At 73.5% G+C, this 15,378-nt stretch carries 13 protein-coding genes; 6 read left to right on the top strand and 7 right to left on the bottom strand.

Features of this window, described 5'->3' with window-relative positions; translation table 11 throughout:
* Window positions 1–43 precede the first annotated feature (43 nt).
* The gene (locus tag JOD49_RS10585; RefSeq protein WP_205307156.1) at window positions 44–1,195 is read right to left on the bottom strand and encodes a winged helix DNA-binding domain-containing protein; all 1,152 of its coding nucleotides are present in this window, start codon (window positions 1,193–1,195) and stop codon (window positions 44–46) included.
* Window positions 1,196–1,216: 21 nt separating this feature from the next.
* Entirely contained in the window at window positions 1,217–1,903 is a 687-nt protein-coding gene (locus JOD49_RS10590; RefSeq protein WP_205307157.1) for an LmeA family phospholipid-binding protein, read from the bottom strand.
* A gap of 125 nt (window positions 1,904–2,028) precedes the next feature.
* Between JOD49_RS10590 and JOD49_RS10595 the strand changes: the two genes are divergently transcribed.
* The 4 genes from JOD49_RS10595 to JOD49_RS10610 all read left to right on the top strand — a co-directional run bounded on the left by JOD49_RS10595 (window position 2,029) and on the right by JOD49_RS10610 (window position 5,795).
* The gene (locus tag JOD49_RS10595) at window positions 2,029–2,811 is read left to right on the top strand and encodes an LLM class F420-dependent oxidoreductase (RefSeq protein WP_205307158.1); all 783 of its coding nucleotides are present in this window, start codon (window positions 2,029–2,031) and stop codon (window positions 2,809–2,811) included.
* A gap of 192 nt (window positions 2,812–3,003) precedes the next feature.
* A complete protein-coding gene (locus JOD49_RS10600) occupies window positions 3,004–4,362 on the top strand; it encodes a multidrug effflux MFS transporter (RefSeq protein ID WP_307822491.1) in 1,359 nt (452 codons plus the stop codon).
* A gap of 271 nt (window positions 4,363–4,633) precedes the next feature.
* A complete protein-coding gene (locus JOD49_RS10605) occupies window positions 4,634–5,005 on the top strand; it encodes a VOC family protein (protein ID WP_205307160.1) in 372 nt (123 codons plus the stop codon).
* 34 nt (window positions 5,006–5,039) lie between these two features.
* Complete coding sequence (locus JOD49_RS10610) at window positions 5,040–5,795, top strand: uracil-DNA glycosylase (protein WP_307822492.1); 756 nt, start codon at window positions 5,040–5,042, stop codon at window positions 5,793–5,795.
* 6 nt (window positions 5,796–5,801) lie between these two features.
* Here the strand turns inward: JOD49_RS10610 and JOD49_RS10615 are convergent, their stop codons facing one another.
* From JOD49_RS10615 to JOD49_RS10630, 4 genes are all read right to left on the bottom strand, one after another.
* Window positions 5,802–9,050, bottom strand: a complete 3,249-nt coding sequence (locus tag JOD49_RS10615; RefSeq protein WP_205307162.1) for an AAA family ATPase — start codon at window positions 9,048–9,050, stop codon at window positions 5,802–5,804.
* Entirely contained in the window at window positions 9,050–10,336 is a 1,287-nt protein-coding gene (locus JOD49_RS10620) for an exonuclease SbcCD subunit D (RefSeq protein ID WP_205307163.1), read from the bottom strand. Before JOD49_RS10620 ends, JOD49_RS10615 begins: the two co-directional genes overlap by 1 nt.
* An 82-nt stretch (window positions 10,337–10,418) precedes the next feature.
* Window positions 10,419–10,763, bottom strand: a complete 345-nt coding sequence (locus tag JOD49_RS10625; protein WP_205307164.1) for an STAS domain-containing protein — start codon at window positions 10,761–10,763, stop codon at window positions 10,419–10,421.
* A 119-nt stretch (window positions 10,764–10,882) separates the two neighbouring features.
* Window positions 10,883–11,437: an aminoacyl-tRNA deacylase gene (locus JOD49_RS10630; protein WP_205307165.1), complete on the bottom strand. Its 555-nt coding sequence runs from the start codon at window positions 11,435–11,437 to the stop codon at window positions 10,883–10,885.
* A 238-nt stretch (window positions 11,438–11,675) separates the two neighbouring features.
* Here JOD49_RS10630 and JOD49_RS10635 point away from each other — a divergent pair, with 238 nt between their 5' ends.
* The gene (locus tag JOD49_RS10635; protein ID WP_205307166.1) at window positions 11,676–12,302 is read left to right on the top strand and encodes a hypothetical protein; all 627 of its coding nucleotides are present in this window, start codon (window positions 11,676–11,678) and stop codon (window positions 12,300–12,302) included.
* On the top strand, window positions 12,299–13,462 hold the full coding sequence (locus JOD49_RS10640) for a PrsW family intramembrane metalloprotease (RefSeq protein WP_205307167.1): 1,164 nt from the start codon (window positions 12,299–12,301) through the stop codon (window positions 13,460–13,462). The genes JOD49_RS10635 and JOD49_RS10640 overlap by 4 nt, the downstream gene beginning before the upstream one ends.
* Before the next feature lie 37 nt (window positions 13,463–13,499).
* On the opposite strand, the gene JOD49_RS10645 is transcribed toward JOD49_RS10640, so the two are convergent.
* On the bottom strand, window positions 13,500–15,293 hold the full coding sequence (locus tag JOD49_RS10645; RefSeq protein ID WP_205307168.1) for an ABC-F family ATP-binding cassette domain-containing protein: 1,794 nt from the start codon (window positions 15,291–15,293) through the stop codon (window positions 13,500–13,502).
* Window positions 15,294–15,378 lie beyond the last annotated feature (85 nt).

Raw genomic sequence — 15,378 nt, forward strand, 5'->3', positions numbered from 1 at the left:
CGCCTGACGACGTCGCCTGACGAGCCTCGGGTTCGGCACCGTGTCATGACGCCTCGTACGCCACGCCCCAGTGGGCCGCGAGCCGCTTGGCCTGCGCGTCGAACTCCCGCTGCTCCTCCCGGGTCAGCGACCGGAAGAGCTGGGTGTCGAGGCGCAGGGTCCTCGCGGTCAGGGCGTGCCGCCACCGCCCGACGACGCGGCCGTCCACGGCGATCACGTGCAGGAACGGCGAGACCTCCGTGCCGGGCAGGCGCAGCGGGAGCACCGCGGGGGCATCGGCCGAGAGCGGGTCTCGGGCCAGGTCCCGGCTGTCCTTGTACGACACGAAGTACTCGTCGTACCCCTGGAGCAGATCCACGTGTACAGCGGTCTCCTGCCCGGCGGGCGGCGGACCGTCGACGAGCCGCCAGAACGTCAGCCCCTCGGCGTCGCCCGTGCCCTCGACCTGCTCGACGTCCGCGTCCAGCAGCGCCAGCCCCTCGCGCGTCCGCGTGAGCGTGAGACCCGACCAGCCCGCGAAGTCCTTGACCGTCGCGAGCCCTCGACCGCGCAGGTAGCGGCGCAGCAGCTCGACGAGCGCGGCGTCGTCGTCGTACGTCGCACCGAGGGGGCCGTACCCCGCGGGTACGCGCTCGTCGAACGCCGCGTACGTCTGCTGCTTGCCACGAAGCGCACCGCTGACGAGGACCTCGTCGAGCTCTGCGCGCATCACGATGTACGTGAACGCGAGCCCGCTCGACGGCAGGCCGTGCTCCGCGAGCGATGCCGCGAGCTCGGCCCGCGTGCGGTGCTCCCCTCCCGCGACGGCGGCGGCGAGCAGGTCGGTCGCGGCCGCGTCCTGCGCCGGACCACCCAGGTCCGGGTAGTACGGCCGGTTGAGGCGATGCACCCGGGGTGCGGTGAGCCGCAGGAGCCAGCGGACGTCGTCGGGCAGGACGTGGTGCCACGTGGGGCGCAGGACGTGCGTGCGCAGGAACGCTCCCGCGGAGAAGTCGTCGCGGACGGACGCGGCGGACGGCGTGCCCGCGGCGCGCTGCGCGATCCCCCACAGGGACGGGTGGAACTCCTGCGACTGGACGGCTCCCAGGTGCCCGACGACGTCACGCACGCTCGCGAGACCGGCGCCCCGCAGGTGGTGCGCGGCGAGGCGGGTCCCGACGACCGTCGCCGCGTCGAGCGACCCGGCACCACCCATGTCCCTCACCTCACGCCCGGCTCACGACGCCGCGAGGGCCGCGAGCGCGACGTCCTTCCCGGACAGCTCGACCCGGATCGCCCCGTCGGTGACCCCGACCGACGTGAGGCTCACGCCCGTCGGGAGGTCGAGCGGGACCGTCAGGTTCGTCACGAGCTTCGCGATCGGCGCCGGGAGGTCCGAGATCGTGATCGTCGCCGGGCCGAGGGTGAGCGCGGAGACGTCGACCGCGATCGTGTTGCCGTCGACGCGCGGCGTGAGCCTCGCCGACAGCGGCACCCCCAGGACGTCCATGCTCGCGACGAGCAGGTCGCCGTCCGTGCTGAACGTGACCGGGTTCCCCGCGGCCTTGGACACGACCGCATCGAGCGAGGACGGTTCGAGGAGCCCCGTCGCGGTCCCCGACCGCACGACGTAGGGGTCGCTCGTCGAGACGCCGCGGGCGTCGAGGTGCAGGTCGGACACGGTGTACCCGCCGAACGTCGCCGTGGCCGCCGAGCCCGTGACGTGGTCGAGCTCGCCGCCCGCGACCTGCGTCAGGAACGGGAAGCCCAGGATGTCGAGGTTCGCGTCCGTGAGCTCGACGTCCCCCTGCTCCATGGACCGCACCGCGGTCCCCTCGGCGATGCGCACCGTGACCCGGTCGACCACCACGAGCACGAGCACCAGGACGACCAGCCCGCCGACCACCCACCACCATCGCTTCATCCGCCCACAGTAGGTGCCGAATCTGGACATCGCCTGGCCGTTGCACATCTGTGACCTGCGGAGTTGGGTACGCCCTCGGCAAAGGGCTCGCCACCACGGCACGACGTCTGCCTAGGGTGTTCACCATGACTCGTCCCGTACGCATCGGTGTCCAGCTCCAGCCCCAGCATGCCGACTACCCCCAGATCCGTGACGCGGTCGCCCGCGCCGAGGACGCCGGGGTCGACGTGATCTTCAACTGGGACCACTTCTTCCCGCTCACGGGCGACCCCGACGGCAAGCACTTCGAGTGCTGGACCATGCTCGGCGCGTGGGCCGAGCAGACGAGCCGCGTCGAGATCGGGGCGCTCGTCACGTGCAACAGCTACCGGAACCCCGAGCTGCTCGCCGACATGGCCCGCACGGTCGACCACATCTCGGGCGGCCGCCTGATCCTCGGGATCGGCGCGGGCTGGTTCGAGAAGGACTACGACGAGTTCGGCTACGAGTTCGGCACCGCGGGCTCGCGCATCGCCGACCTCGCGGACGCCCTCCCCCGCATCAAGGCCCGCTGGGCCGCGTCCAACCCGGCGCCCACGCGCGAGATCCCGATCCTCGTCGGCGGCGGTGGGGAGCGCAAGACGCTGCGCATCGTGGCCGAGCACGCGACGGCCTGGCACTCGTTCGGCGACGCCGCGACGCTCGCCCGCAAGAGCGCGATCCTCGACGAGCACGGCGCCGCCGTCGGGCGGGACACCGCCTCGCTCGTCGAGCGGTCGGTCGCGGTCAACCGCCCGCCCGCGGAGGTGGGCGAGGAGCTCGTGGGCCTCGGCGCGACGCTCCTGACCGTCGGGGTCAGCGGACCCGACTACGACCTGTCGCTCGTGGAGCAGTGGGTCGCCTGGCGCGACGCGCGCGCCCAGGGCTGACCCGTCTCACCCCTCGGATGCCGTACGGCGTCCGGGAACAAGGGTCTGGTGGTCGGGGTTGGCGCAGTCATGGCCACCCCACCACCAGCGTCGTCCACCTCTGACGCGGTCTCCCGCCAGTCAGCCCCGTCAGCGTCGTCAGCCCCGTCAGCGTCGTCGCCCACGCGCGCCACCCGGATCACCGTCGGCTTCGTGCTGCTCCTGTCGGCCCTCACGGCGATCGGCCCGCTCACGATCGACCTGTACCTCTCGGCCTTCCCGCAGATCGTCACCGAGCTCGGCACGACCGAGTCCCGCATCCAGCTCACGCTCACCGCGACCCTCGCGGGTCTCGCGCTCGGCCAGCTCCTCATCGGCTCGCTCTCCGACGCGGTCGGGCGGCGCCTGCCGCTGCTGTCCGCGCTCTCGATCTACGTGCTGGCCTCGGTCGGGATCGTGTTCGTCCAGTCGATCGAGATGCTGACCGTGCTGCGGTTCGTCCAGGGCCTCACGGCCGCAGCCGGCATGGTCCTGTCGATGGCGATCGTGCGCGACAACTTCGAGGGCTTCCTGGTCGGCAAGGTCATCGCCCGCCTCATGCTCGTCGTGGGTGTCGCGCCGATCCTGGCCCCGACGATCGGCGCCCAGTTCCTGCGGATGGGCTCGTGGCGCCTGATGTTCGTGGCCCTCGCGGTCTTCGGCGTGCTGCTGCTCGTCCTCGCGGCGCTGCGGCTCAAGGAGTCGCTGCCCCCGTCGATGCGGCGGACGGGCGGCACGTCGGCGGCGCTGCGCTCGTACGGGTCGCTCGTGCGCGACTGGTCGTTCTTCGGCCTCGCGCTGCTCGGTGGCTTCTACATGGCCGCGATGTTCACCTACATCTCTGCCTCGACCTTCGTCTTCCAGGAGCAGTTCGGCCTGAGCGCCCAGCAGTACGCGATCATCTTCGGCGCGGGCGCGGTGTCGGTGACGATCGGCAGCCAGGTCAACGGCGCGCTCGTCGGGCGCGTGACGCCCGAGCAGATCCTGCGCGTGATCGTGCCCGTCGGGATGGTCCTCTCCGCGGGGCTGCTCGCCGCGACCCTGAGCGGCGCGGGGCTCCCCGTGATCGTCGCCCTCATCGTCCTGACGCTCGGCACCGCCGGGTTCGTGATGCCGTCGGTCCCCGCGGTCGCCCTCGAGCGCAACGCGCACCGCGCGGGCAGCGCCGCAGCCCTTCTCGGCGCCATGCAGTTCGGCGTCGGCGCGGGCATCGCGCCCCTCACGGGCCTGATCGGCGGCGACGTCACGATCACCATGGCCGCGGTCATGTTCGCCGTCATCTCGGTCGCTGGGCTGCTGCTGCTGAGCCTGACGCGGTCGCTGCGGGCGGCGCCGGCCGCCGGGACGGCCGACGGTTCCGCGGGTGACCGCGTCGCGGCGACCGACGGCGCCGCAGCAGGCGACGCCGGCGCGGCCGACGATCCGGTGCTGGTCTCGGACGCGTCCGAGCTCGGGGTCGTCGCCGCGGCCGAGGCCGTGGTCGAGGCCGCCGAGGCGACGGCGAATGTGGCCCCGGTGACCCGCCGCGCCTGACCTCTGCCGCGTCTTCTTGGACCGCGCCTGCCGCCCCGCGCCCGGTCGACGCCGGTCGAACATGCGGTGGGCGTCCGCCGAGCATGCGGTCGGCGTCCGAATCCCCCTGGATCGCGACGCCCACCGCATGCTCGGCACCGGCACGGCACCGAACGGGGGCCGGAGGGGGAAGTCCCGGTCAGCGGGTGGCCGCTTCTCTTCGTACGGTGGAGACGTGTCCGCCCCCCGGCGGGCCGTGCAGATCACCAGCCGATCAGCAGGAGCGAGAACCATGGACTGGAAGCTCGAGCTCATCCCCGTGCCCGTGTCGGACATCGACCGGGCCAAGGCGTTCTACGTCGACCAGGTCGGGTTCCACGCCGACCACGACATCCCCGTGAACGACGACCTGCGGTTCGTGCAGCTCACGCCACCGGGTTCCGCGTGCTCGATCGTGCTCGACGTCACCATGACCGACATGCCGTCAGGAGCGCAGCGCGGGCTCCAGATCGTCGTGCCCGACGCCGACGAGGCCCGTCAGCACCTCCTCGACCACGGCGTCGATGCCCCTCCTGTCGAGGACCTGCCGTGGGGCCGGTTCACGTACTTCGCGGACCCCGACGGCAACACCTGGGCGTTGCAGCAGCTCGTCCCGCAGGGGTGACAGCAGCGGTGGGGCGAGGTTCGCGGGAGGTGACGTGCCGCGCGAGGTGAGCGCCGTCGTCGGGCCCGACGACGGCGCGTACCCCCTCCAGGTCCGTTCCGCGGGGAGCGTCGCGGCGCTCGACGAGGTGCTCGTCGGGTGCAGGGCCTGCCCGCGCCTGGTCGCGTGGCGCGAACGGGTCGCGACGGAGAAGCGGGCCTCGTTCCGTGACGAGACGTACTGGGGGCGGCCCGTGCCCGGGTTCGGCGACGAACGCGCCGCTGTCCTCGTGGTCGGGCTGGCGCCCGCCGCGCACGGCGCGAACCGCACGGGACGCATGTTCACGGGCGACCGTTCGGGCGACTTCCTGTTCGCGTCGATGTTCCGCACGGGGTTCGCGAACCAGCCGACGTCGGTGAGCGCCGACGACGACCTGGTGCTGACCGGCATCCGCGTCACGGCTCCCGTGCGCTGCGCCCCGCCCGCGAACAAGCCGACCCCGACCGAGCGCCGCACGTGCGCGCCGTACCTGGGGCGCGAGCTCGAGCTCGTCGGCCCGCGGGTCGCCGTGGTGCTCGGGGCGTTCGGGTGGCAGGCGCTGCTCGCGACGCTGACCGACCAGGGGTGGGCGGTGCCGCGACCTCGGCCGGTGTTCGGGCACGGGGCCGAGGTGAGGGTCGCGCACCCCGACGGGCGCAGCCTGACGCTGGTGGGCTGCTTCCACGTGAGCCAGCAGAACACGTTCACGGGGCGACTGACCCCGCCCATGCTCGACGCGGTGCTGCTGCGGGCGCGGGAGCTCGCCGACTGACCGGCGCTACGCCCGCACCGTGAGCGTGCTCGACCCGTTCGTGAGGCGCCGCACCTCGATGCGTTCGGCGATCGACTGCTTGAGCGCGTCGACGTGCGAGACGACGCCGACGACCCGACCACCTGCGCGGAGCTTGCCCAGCTCACCGAGCACCGCCTCGAGGGTCTCGGGGTCGAGCGTCCCGAAGCCCTCGTCGACGAACAGCGTCCCGAGGTCCACGCCCCCGGCCTCGGCCGTCACGACGTCGGCCATGCCGAGCGCGAGGCACAGCGACACGTAGAAGGTCTCGCCGCCCGAGAGCGTGCGGGGATCGCGTGCCTGCTCGGTGCGGTGGTCGAGGACCTTCATCGCGAGGCCGGTCCGGCGCGTGCGGACGTCTTCCTTCTCGTCGGAGCGTTCGAGCTCGTAGCGCCCGTCCGACATCTCACGGAGCCGCTCGTTGGCCGCCGCGACGACGTCCTCGAACCGTCTGACCAGCACGTACGTCGCGAGCGACAGGGCCTTGGCGTTGTCGCTGCCGGACCCGGCGGCGAGCGCGGCCATGCGGGCGACGGGCGCGGCGTCCTGCCGGGCGCGCACCCAGACGGTCAGGGTCGACTCGATCTCGGTCGCGGCGGTCGCGGCTGCGGTCGCGCGCCGGGACGCGCCGTTCGCCCGGAGCGCGGCCATCCGTTCGGCGTCCTCCGCCTGCCCGACGGCGTCACGCGCCCCGTCGAGGTCGACGTCCACGTCCGCGGGCAGGGAGACGATCGCCTCCTCGGCGAGCCCCCGCCTGATGCGCTCGGTGTCCGCGTCGACCGTGCGGAGGCCACGTTCGAGCGCCGAGCGGCGCTCCGCCGGCACGAGGGCGTCGACCGCCTGCTGCTCGTCCTCGAACCCGGCCTGGGCCAGGATCGCAGCGACCTCGGTCGCCCGGGCCTCGACAGCGGCCGACGTCCGGGCGACCGCGGACTCGGCGTCGAGCAGGGTGCTCACGGCGAGGTCGCGGTCGCGCATCGCTGCCGCGAGCACCGCGACGGGGTTCGAGGGCGCCCCCTCGTCCGCCAACGGGTCCGGGAGGTCGGCGTCCGCGAGGAGCGGCCCGGTCGCGTCGAGCTCGGCGGCGATGTCCCGGCGGTCCTGCTCGATCCCCGCGGCGAGGGCGTCGAGGCGCGCGCTGTCGCCCGCGACCTGCTCGGCAAGGGTCGAGGCCAGGGTCGTCAGGTTCGCGGTCTCGGCGTCGAAGCCCGCGAGAGCCGCGGATGCCTCGGCCCGTTCGGTGCCGGCCGCAGAGGACGCCGACACGAGCTCCTTGGCCTCGGCGAGCGCCACCTGCGCCTGGTCGACGCCCACGCCTCCGGCAGACCGCGACAGCCCGTCGAGGCGTTCGGTGAGCATCGCGACCTCGGCGGTGGCCGCCGCGACGGCTTCCTCGGCGGCCCGCCGAGCGGCCTCGGCAGCCTGGACCGCTTCCCGTCCGACGTGCTCGTCACTCGTCCGGGCGGGGGCGGGGTGCTCGTGCGCACCGCACACCGGGCATGCGTCCCCGGGCTCCAGGACGGCCGCGAGCTCCCCCGCGATCCCGCCGAGCCAGGCCGTGCGCAGCGTGTGCTCGACCTCGGACGCGGACCGGGCGTCGGCGACCGCCCGCTCCTGACCGGCCCGGGAGGTGTCGAGAGCAGTGCCGGTCTCGACGGCCTGGCGGGCCGCACGCAGCACGGACTCGGCCGCGAGCACCTTCTCCTGCCGTTCGCCGAGACGTCCGGCGACGTCGGCGAGCTCGTCTCGGCGCGACTCCTGCTCGGCCCGTTCCGCGGGTCGTGCCTCGAGGTCCGCGAGGACCCGTGCGCGTTCCTCGCGGTCTCGCTCGACCTCCTTGCGTCCGTCGACGAGGTCGCGTTCCCGGATCGGCAACGACTCGCCGACGGGCAGGAGCCGCGCGAGGCGCGTGCTCGCAGCCGCGAGACTCGAGCGCAGGACGTCGAGGGCCGTGACGTCGGCCGCGGCCAGCGACTCCGGCACCCCCGTGCGGGCGAGCAGGAGCCGCTCGTGCGCGGCGGCGTGCTCCGTCGCGGCTCGGCGGGCGCCCGCGAGCACAGGCTCCACCACGGCGGCCCGCTGCGCCGCCGCGAGGATCTCGCGGTCCGCTGCCACCTGGTCGGCCGACGCGTCGAGCACCGCCCGCTCGGCGAGCAGCGCGTCGCGACGGACCACCGCACCGCTGAGCGTGCGCGCCGCCTCGAAGGCGTCCCGGGCCGCGAGGAGCACCCCGTTGGCCGAGATCTCGCGTGCGCCGAGCTCGTCGGCCGTCCGCTGCATCGCCGCGACGTGCCGGTGGACGAGGGTCCGGACCGACGGCAGGGCGACAGCAGCGACGGACACGTCCTGGTCGGCGACGGCCGCGACCTCGGCAGCGTCGGCGCCGGCCCCGCTGTCGCCGTCCGCATCACCGTCGCCGACGTCGAGGTCGCTCTCGCCCACCGGCTCCTCGGTCGTGTCGAGCGGCCCCGCGAGCCGGACGTCGTCGCGCGCGGCCTCGCGCAGGATCGCTGCCGCCTCGCTCGTGAGACCTGCAGCACCGACGAAGTTCTCGATCGCCCCGGTCGCAAGCCCCTTCGCGGCGGACACGGACCCTTGGGCCTCGCGGTTCAGGGCCGCGAGCTCGGTCTGCACGCGGTCGTAGACCTCGGTGCCGAAGACCTTCTGGAGCAGGCTGCGGCGATGCTCGGGGTCCGCCCGGAGGAAGCTCGCGAACTCGCCCTGCGGGAGCACGATGGTCTGGACGAACTGTCGGCGGTCGAGCCCGACGGCCCGCTGGATCTCCAGCCCGGCCTCGTCGAGCCGCGTCGAGAGCAGGTCGCCGGGCACGTCGTCGGCGTCGCCTCCCGGCGCCGCCACGGCCTGGTCCGCCCCGGCGAGCCGCCAGAGCGTGACGCCAGCCTGCTGGGTCGTGGTGCCCGTGCCGCGCTTCTTGGCGCGCTGGAACTCCGGGGTCCGTCGCACGCGGTAGACCCCCGACCCGGTCTCGAAGACGAGGTCCACGAACGACTCGACGTCCGGGGCGGCGTACGCCGAGCGGAGCCGGTCCTCGCTCGCGGCCTCGGACGCGACCTTGCCGTACAGCGCGAACACGACCGCGTCGATGATGGTCGACTTCCCGGCGCCCGTGGGACCTTCGAGCAGGAAGATGCCCGAGGTCGCGAGCTCGGTGAAGTCGATGACGTGCCGCCCGGCGAACGGCCCGATCGCCTGGAGGGTCAGGGTGTGCAGGTGCATCAGGCGCTCCGCTCGCTCGCGAGGGCACGATCGAGCGCGCTGCCCAGCGCGGCGCTCTCGGCGGTGTCGGGCCCGGCCCCGGTCACGTGCTCGACGAACTCGTGGGCGACCTCGAGCGGGTCACGCCCCTGCCCGACGACGGAGATCACCTCGCGCTCGGCCGTCACCGGCGGGCGGTGCTGGACCTGGAGCGCGTGCGGGAAGCGGGCGCGGACGCGCGCGTACATCTCGGCGGGTCGTGCGGAGTCGGTGACGAACACGCGGAGCCAGTCGTCGGTGTACGCGTCACCGGCCGCGCCGAGCAGGTCGTCGAGCGTCCCGGTGACCTCCGCGAGACGCCGCGGGACCGGCGCCGGGAGCAGCTGCGTCCTGGCGTCTCCGGTCGGGTCGAGGTCCAGCAGGACGGTGGACTTCTTCTGGTGCATCTCCGAGAACGAGTACGCGAGGGGCGACCCCGAGTAGCGGGCGATCGTCGCCGTGTCCTGATCCTGACCTGTGGTTTCACGTGGAACACGGGGCACCGTGACCGTCTGCGGGCCGTGCAGATGCCCCAGGGCGACGTAGTCCACACCCACTCCCCCGAACACCCCGGCGGGCACCGAGTCCACGCCGCCCACCCGGATGTCGCGCTCCGACTCCGAGGCCTGCCCGCCCACGACGAACGCGTGCGCCACGACCACGTTCCGCAGCCGGTCGCCGCCGGTCGCACGGCGGCGCGCGACGTCCCCGGCGACCCTCCGCACGGCCGCGGCCGTCACGGCCTCGTGCGAGCGCGGCAACGGACCACGGTCCTGCCGCAGAGTCCCGTCCTCGACGGGGGATGCCCGCACCACCTCGGGACGGCAGTCGTCCGCGAGCTCCCACCGCACGGCGTCCGGGTCGAGGTAGGGCAACGCGTAGACCGCGACCCGCCCACCCGAGCCACCGCGCGAGGCGGGGTCCAGGACGACGGGCGTGCCGACGTCGGGCACGCGCGTGCGGAAGTGGACGCCCGCCCGCATGAGCGACGCCCCGAAACCCAGGCGGATCGCCGAGTCGTGGTTGCCCGGCGTGAGCACGACGTCCGCGTGCTCCGCGAGCCGCGCGACCGTGTCCGAGAGGAGGTTCACGGCGTCCACGGGAGGGATCGCGCGGTCGTACACGTCCCCCGCGACGACGACCGCGCCGACGCCCTCCGCGCGGACGACGTCCACGAGGTGATCCAGGTACGCAGCCTGATGGTCCAGCAGGTCGACGCCGTGCAGCGTGCGACCGAGGTGCCAGTCCGAGGTGTGCAGGATGCGCATGGACCGAACGCTAGCGGGCACCACCCACAGCCCGGCGCGGGGCGACCTCGTCGTCTCCCCGCCCGCGCCACGGCACGGCCGACTACGACCCTGCGGTCGCCGTCCGCACCACGGGGATGGTCCCGGCCATGCCGATCATCTCGAGCAGGTCCTCGAGCGAGGTGGTCGGGTCCTGCAGGACGACGGCACGCCCGTCCTCGGAGCCGAGCATGTAGACCTGGAGGATGAAGGCGATGCCGGACGAGTCGATGAACGTCACGCGCCCGACGTCGATCGTCACCGGTCCCGGGTGCGTGAGAACCTGCGCCATGGCGTCGCTCGCGCGGTCCCGCAGCGCGGCGTCGATCTCTCCCCACAGGGTGATGAGCGACCCCTCGGGGGTCGCCTCGAAGCTGATTCCTGAGTCGTACGTACTGGGGATGGTCATGCTCTTCTCGTGCTCCGTCAGTCGGTGAGGATGGCCTCGCGGACCGTCCTCCTGGTCAACGATCGGGCAATGAAAGGTGTTCCCGGGGTCGGGATCCTTGAAGGTCAAACTCTGAGAGGTTAGACCGGCTCGGTCACGTCCGCGACCTGCGCGCCCAACACCTTCGCAAGACGTGCACCGTCCACGGTCGCCGCGACCCCGAACGCGCCCGCGCCGATCGACACGAGCGGGGAGGCGCCGTCGGGCTCTCCGAGGAGATCCTCGCCCCTCTCGTCCTGCCCGACGACGTCGCCCGCCTCGGGCGCGTCGCCCGCCTCGCGGAACACGACACGGGAGTCCGCGACGACCGGCCACTCGGTCGTGGACCCGAACGGGGTGATGGTGCCCCGCTCGTAGCCCGTGACCTCCCGGGCCACCTCCTTGTCCGGCATGGACAGGCGCGAGACCCCCAGGAGAGACCTCAGCTTGGGCCACGAGATGGTCCGGTCGCCCGGCACGAGGACGAACAGGTAGTCGTCGTCGCCGCGGCGCACCACGAGCGTCTTGACGATGTTCGCCGGGTCGATGCCGCGCGCTGCCGCAGCCTCCTCGAGGGAGCCCACCGGCCCGTGCCGGGTGATCGTGAAGTCGATCCCGGACGCTTCCAGTGCGGCGCGTGCCCGCTCTTCGCTCATGCCACCGACCCTAGGGCTCACCGCCGACACTCACCGCGCGGGGAGCCGTTCACCACGTGTCGTCCACGTCACCTCCTCGCGCCGTCCCCGAAGAGCCCGCGCCGCGGACCTGCCGGCACCGGCGGGACGACCTGCCGCACCCCGACCTCACCCGGCCCCCCGGTCGCGGAGAGCACGTCCCGGTGCTTGCATCGAGGGACGTCCGAGCCGACCGGCGGGACCCACCACGAGGAGGACGATGCGCCCCGAACCGCCTCCGCTGCTGCGGCCCGAGCGTCGCGGGCGCTTCGGGATGGACCGGGTGGGGTCGGTCGCCACGGCGCTCGTCCTCCTCGCCCTGGTCGCCCTGTGGCTCGTCCCGACCGCCGTCGACGAGGGCACCCCGCCCACCGAGACCGAGATCGCGGCCGGACGGGTCGTGACCGTCTCGGACGGCGCCTCGACCGCCACGATCCGGTTTCCCGCGGGATGGTCCACGACGGCCGACATCAGCGCGTCGGGGGACGCGAGCGAGTCGACGTTCGAGGGTGCCAGCCTCACGGTCGACCGCCGAGGCGTCGAGGTCCAGATCGAGGTCGTCTCGGGCGTCGAGAACCCGAACGTCTTCTTCACGCGGAGGGCCCGGCTCGCCGAGCTCTCGACGGGCACGACCCTGTACGACGCGCAGATCGTGTCCGACGGGGACCCCGCCGAGGTCTCAGGGGTCTTCCGGTCGAGCGGTCCCGAGGCGGCCTCGCTCACGGTCAAGGCCACGGCGCAGCACGCACAGGGCGGGGTGTCGATCCTCGCGTACGGGACGGCGTCGGACCTGCAGGCGCAGGCCGAGGCCGTGGCGGACCTGGTGAAGGCCGTGACGATCTCATGACCGACCACGCCCCGCGCAACGTCCCGGTCGTCCTTCCGACGAGCGCGCCCGGGCGACGACGGCGCGCCCTCTTCCCCCACTACCAGTGGGCGACCTGGCTCTACTGGGTCTGCCTGGTCGTGACCGGCATCGGGATGCTCCGGGTCGCCCGCCAGGACGCGTTCCTCACACCCGAGGGGCTTGCGATCGGGGTATTGCTCGCAGCCCTCGTCACGCTGCTCCTCACGGCGGTCGTCCGGCGGCTCGACCTGTTCGAGGACGAGCCCGCCGGCATGCTCCTCGCGGCCTACGCGTGGGGATTCGTGGCCGCCCCGACGATCGTCGTGGTCGCGAACGACCACCTGATCTCCGCGCTCGAGCGCGTCGGGCTGGCCTCCTGGTCGGCAGCCCTCGTCGGACCGACCGACGAGGAGCTCGTCAAGCTCCTCGGCGTGGTCCTGGTCCTGTACGCGGGCCGGGCGCACGTGACCCGGCCGCTCAACGGACTGGTCTACGGCGCCATGGTGGGGCTGGGGTTCGAGGTCAGCGAGAACATCAGCTACATCGTGCAGGGCGCGATCATGGACCCGAACGCCGACGCCGTAGGCGCTCTCCAGGTCGGCCTGAGCCGCGTGCTCGTCGGCCTGGGCGGGCACGCGATGTTCACCGCGATCGCGGGCTTCGGCATTGCCTACGCCCTGGTGGCGTTCCGGGTCTCCACGGCGCGGCGCGTCACGGTCGCGGTCGCGGCCTACGCGCTCGCCTGGGTGCTGCACTTCGCGTGGAACGCCCCCGAGATCTTCTTCCCGTCGTCGGAGGCCGGTGCGTTCGCGTCGGTCGTCGTCAAGTACGTCGTCCTGATCCTCGCGTTCGTGCTCGTCTTCCGGTACGCGCGGCACATCGACCACCGCTGGTTCGAGACGGTCCTCGCGGACCAGCCCGAGGACGTCGTGACCTCGGGCGAGATGGCCGCCCTGCGCTCGGTCCACGCCCGCCGCGCGGCCCGCAAGGCTGCGCGGCGGGCGGGCGGGCGCTCCGAGAGCCGACGCCTCGCCGACCTCCAGGAGGCGCAGCTCCGGCTCGCGACCCTGCTGGGCCTGCACCCCGACGGGTCGCCGCCCGTCGAGGTCCAGAAGGAGGTCGTGCGCGAGATCCGCGCGCAGCTCACCGTGCCCGTCTGAGGGGCGCCGACGGCTCCGCCGACAACCGCTCGTCGCCTCAGCCGAGGTGCACGACGTCGCCCTTCCAGCCACGGCGCAGCCACCGGTCGTGCGAGGCGACGACCACGGCCCCGGGCCACGTCTCGACCGCGGCCATGAGCTCCTCCGCGAGCGCGAGCGACACGTGGTTGGTCGGTTCGTCGAGCAGCAGCACGTCGGGGGCCTGCGTCACGAGCATCGCGAGGACCACACGCCGCCGCTGGCCCACGCTCAGGAGCCCGAGCGGCCGGTCAAGGTCGCGGGGCGCGACGAGCCCGTGGGCGTCGACGTGCGGTCGGTCCGCGGGGTCCTGCCCCGTCACGAGGGCGAGCAGGTCGCGCGGCGTGCGCGCGTCGTCGTGCAGGCGGACGTCCTGCTCGAGCAGGGCGACCTCGACGCCCCGTGCGCGCCCCACGGTGCCCGACGACGGCGCGAGGTCGCCCGCCAGCACGTGCAGCAGCGTGGACTTGCCGGACCCGTTGGCCCCGGTCACGAGCAGCTTGGCCCCCGGGGCCAGGTCGATCGACGGCACGCCGGCGGCCCGCAGGTCCAGGCGGGGGCGGGCGGGCGAGGCGTCGTCCGGCGCGGTCGCCCCACCCTGCACGACGACGTCGCGCGCCCACAGCGCCAGGCCGTCGGTCCCGTTCGACGCCCCCTGGGAGCCGCGTCGACCGCCCGACCGCCCGGGCGACGAGCTCGCGGCCCGCGCGCGCACCAGGTGCGGCGCCGCGAACCGCAACGGCTCCGGGGGCTTGCGCACCTGCTCGGCCTGGAGCGTGTCGAGGCGCTGCTGCGCGTTGCGCACGCGCCGAGAGACCTGCGACTGCACGCGCTCACCCTTGGCGTCGTAGAGCAGCTTCGACTGGTTGCCGCGCTCACGGTTGTGCGAGACGTTGCGGGCCGTCGTCGCGACCGACCGGCGCAGCGCCTTGAGCTCGTCCTGCTCGGCCGCGAACTGCTGCTCCCAGCGGGCACGCTCGACGCGCTTGGCCCGCAGGTAGTCGCGGTAGCTGCCCGCGTACAGGGTGCCGCCCGTGCGACCCGCGGAGCTGGCCTCCTGCGAGGGATCGAGGTCGAGGATCTCGGTGCAGACCTCGTCGAGGAACACGCGGTCGTGGCTCGCGAGCAGCACGGCTCCGGGCAGGGCGCGCAGGGCCGACGCGAGGAACTCGGCGGCCTCGTCGTCCAGGTGGTTGGTCGGCTCGTCGAGCAGGAGCGCACCGGGTTGGCGGACGAGGAGCGCCGCGAGGCCCAGGCGTGTGCGCTGCCCGCCCGAGAGCCGCGAGACCAGGCGGTCGCGGTGGATCACGTCGAGGCCCAGGCCCGCGAGGGCGCGGGCCGCACGGGCGTCGGCTCCCCAGACGTCCGACTGCTCGGCGCGCGCGAGCGCCAGGTCGTAGGCCGCGGTGAGCGGGTTGTCAGAACCAGCGTGGCCCATACCGCTCGCTGACTCTGACAACCCGGCGTCGGACAGGTGCGCGAGGGCAGCCCCGGCCGCCTCGAGCTCGCGCTCGATCTCCCGGACCCCCGCGAGGGCGTCCTCGACGACCTGGCCGACGGTCGTCGTCGGGCCGTACGGGAACTCCTGGTGCAGGTAGCCGAGGTCCGGCGGGCGCGTGACCACCCCGGAGTCCGGGTCCTCGACCCCCGCGAGCAGGCGCAGGAGCGTCGACTTGCCGACGCCGTTCTCGCCCACCAACCCGGTCCGGTGGCCGGGGTCGACGGCGAGGCTCACCCCCGCCAGGACGGTGCGGTCGCCGTAGGACTTGGCGAGGTCGAGGGCCGTGAGGAGGGCGGAAGAGGACTGGGGCATGGAATCACCTGACGAAGAGGGCGCCACGGCGGCACGGGAGGCTGCCGACCGACGTCGAGCGCAGCCAGGACACGACGAGGGCCGT

The sequence above is a fragment of the Oerskovia jenensis genome (genome assembly GCF_016907235.1).
In the GTDB taxonomy this organism is placed as follows: domain Bacteria; phylum Actinomycetota; class Actinomycetes; order Actinomycetales; family Cellulomonadaceae; genus Oerskovia; species Oerskovia jenensis.

Excerpts from the sequence above, each read along its gene's own strand:
- JOD49_RS10630 (WP_205307165.1), bottom strand. The coding sequence starts at position 11,437 with ATGAGCGAAGAGCGGGCACGCGCCGCACTGGAAGCGTCCGGGATCGAC.
- JOD49_RS10615 (WP_205307162.1), bottom strand. The coding sequence starts at position 9,050 with ATGCACCTGCACACCCTGACCCTCCAGGCGATCGGGCCGTTCGCCGGG.
- JOD49_RS10620 (WP_205307163.1), bottom strand. The coding sequence starts at position 10,336 with ATGCGCATCCTGCACACCTCGGACTGGCACCTCGGTCGCACGCTGCAC.
- JOD49_RS10645 (WP_205307168.1), bottom strand. The coding sequence starts at position 15,293 with ATGCCCCAGTCCTCTTCCGCCCTCCTCACGGCCCTCGACCTCGCCAAG.
- JOD49_RS10595 (WP_205307158.1), top strand. The coding sequence starts at position 2,029 with ATGACTCGTCCCGTACGCATCGGTGTCCAGCTCCAGCCCCAGCATGCC.
- JOD49_RS10605 (WP_205307160.1), top strand. The coding sequence starts at position 4,634 with ATGGACTGGAAGCTCGAGCTCATCCCCGTGCCCGTGTCGGACATCGAC.
- JOD49_RS10585 (WP_205307156.1), bottom strand. The coding sequence starts at position 1,195 with ATGGGTGGTGCCGGGTCGCTCGACGCGGCGACGGTCGTCGGGACCCGC.
- JOD49_RS10625 (WP_205307164.1), bottom strand. The coding sequence starts at position 10,763 with ATGACCATCCCCAGTACGTACGACTCAGGAATCAGCTTCGAGGCGACC.
- JOD49_RS10590 (WP_205307157.1), bottom strand. The coding sequence starts at position 1,903 with ATGAAGCGATGGTGGTGGGTGGTCGGCGGGCTGGTCGTCCTGGTGCTC.
- JOD49_RS10635 (WP_205307166.1), top strand. The coding sequence starts at position 11,676 with ATGCGCCCCGAACCGCCTCCGCTGCTGCGGCCCGAGCGTCGCGGGCGC.
- JOD49_RS10640 (WP_205307167.1), top strand. The coding sequence starts at position 12,299 with ATGACCGACCACGCCCCGCGCAACGTCCCGGTCGTCCTTCCGACGAGC.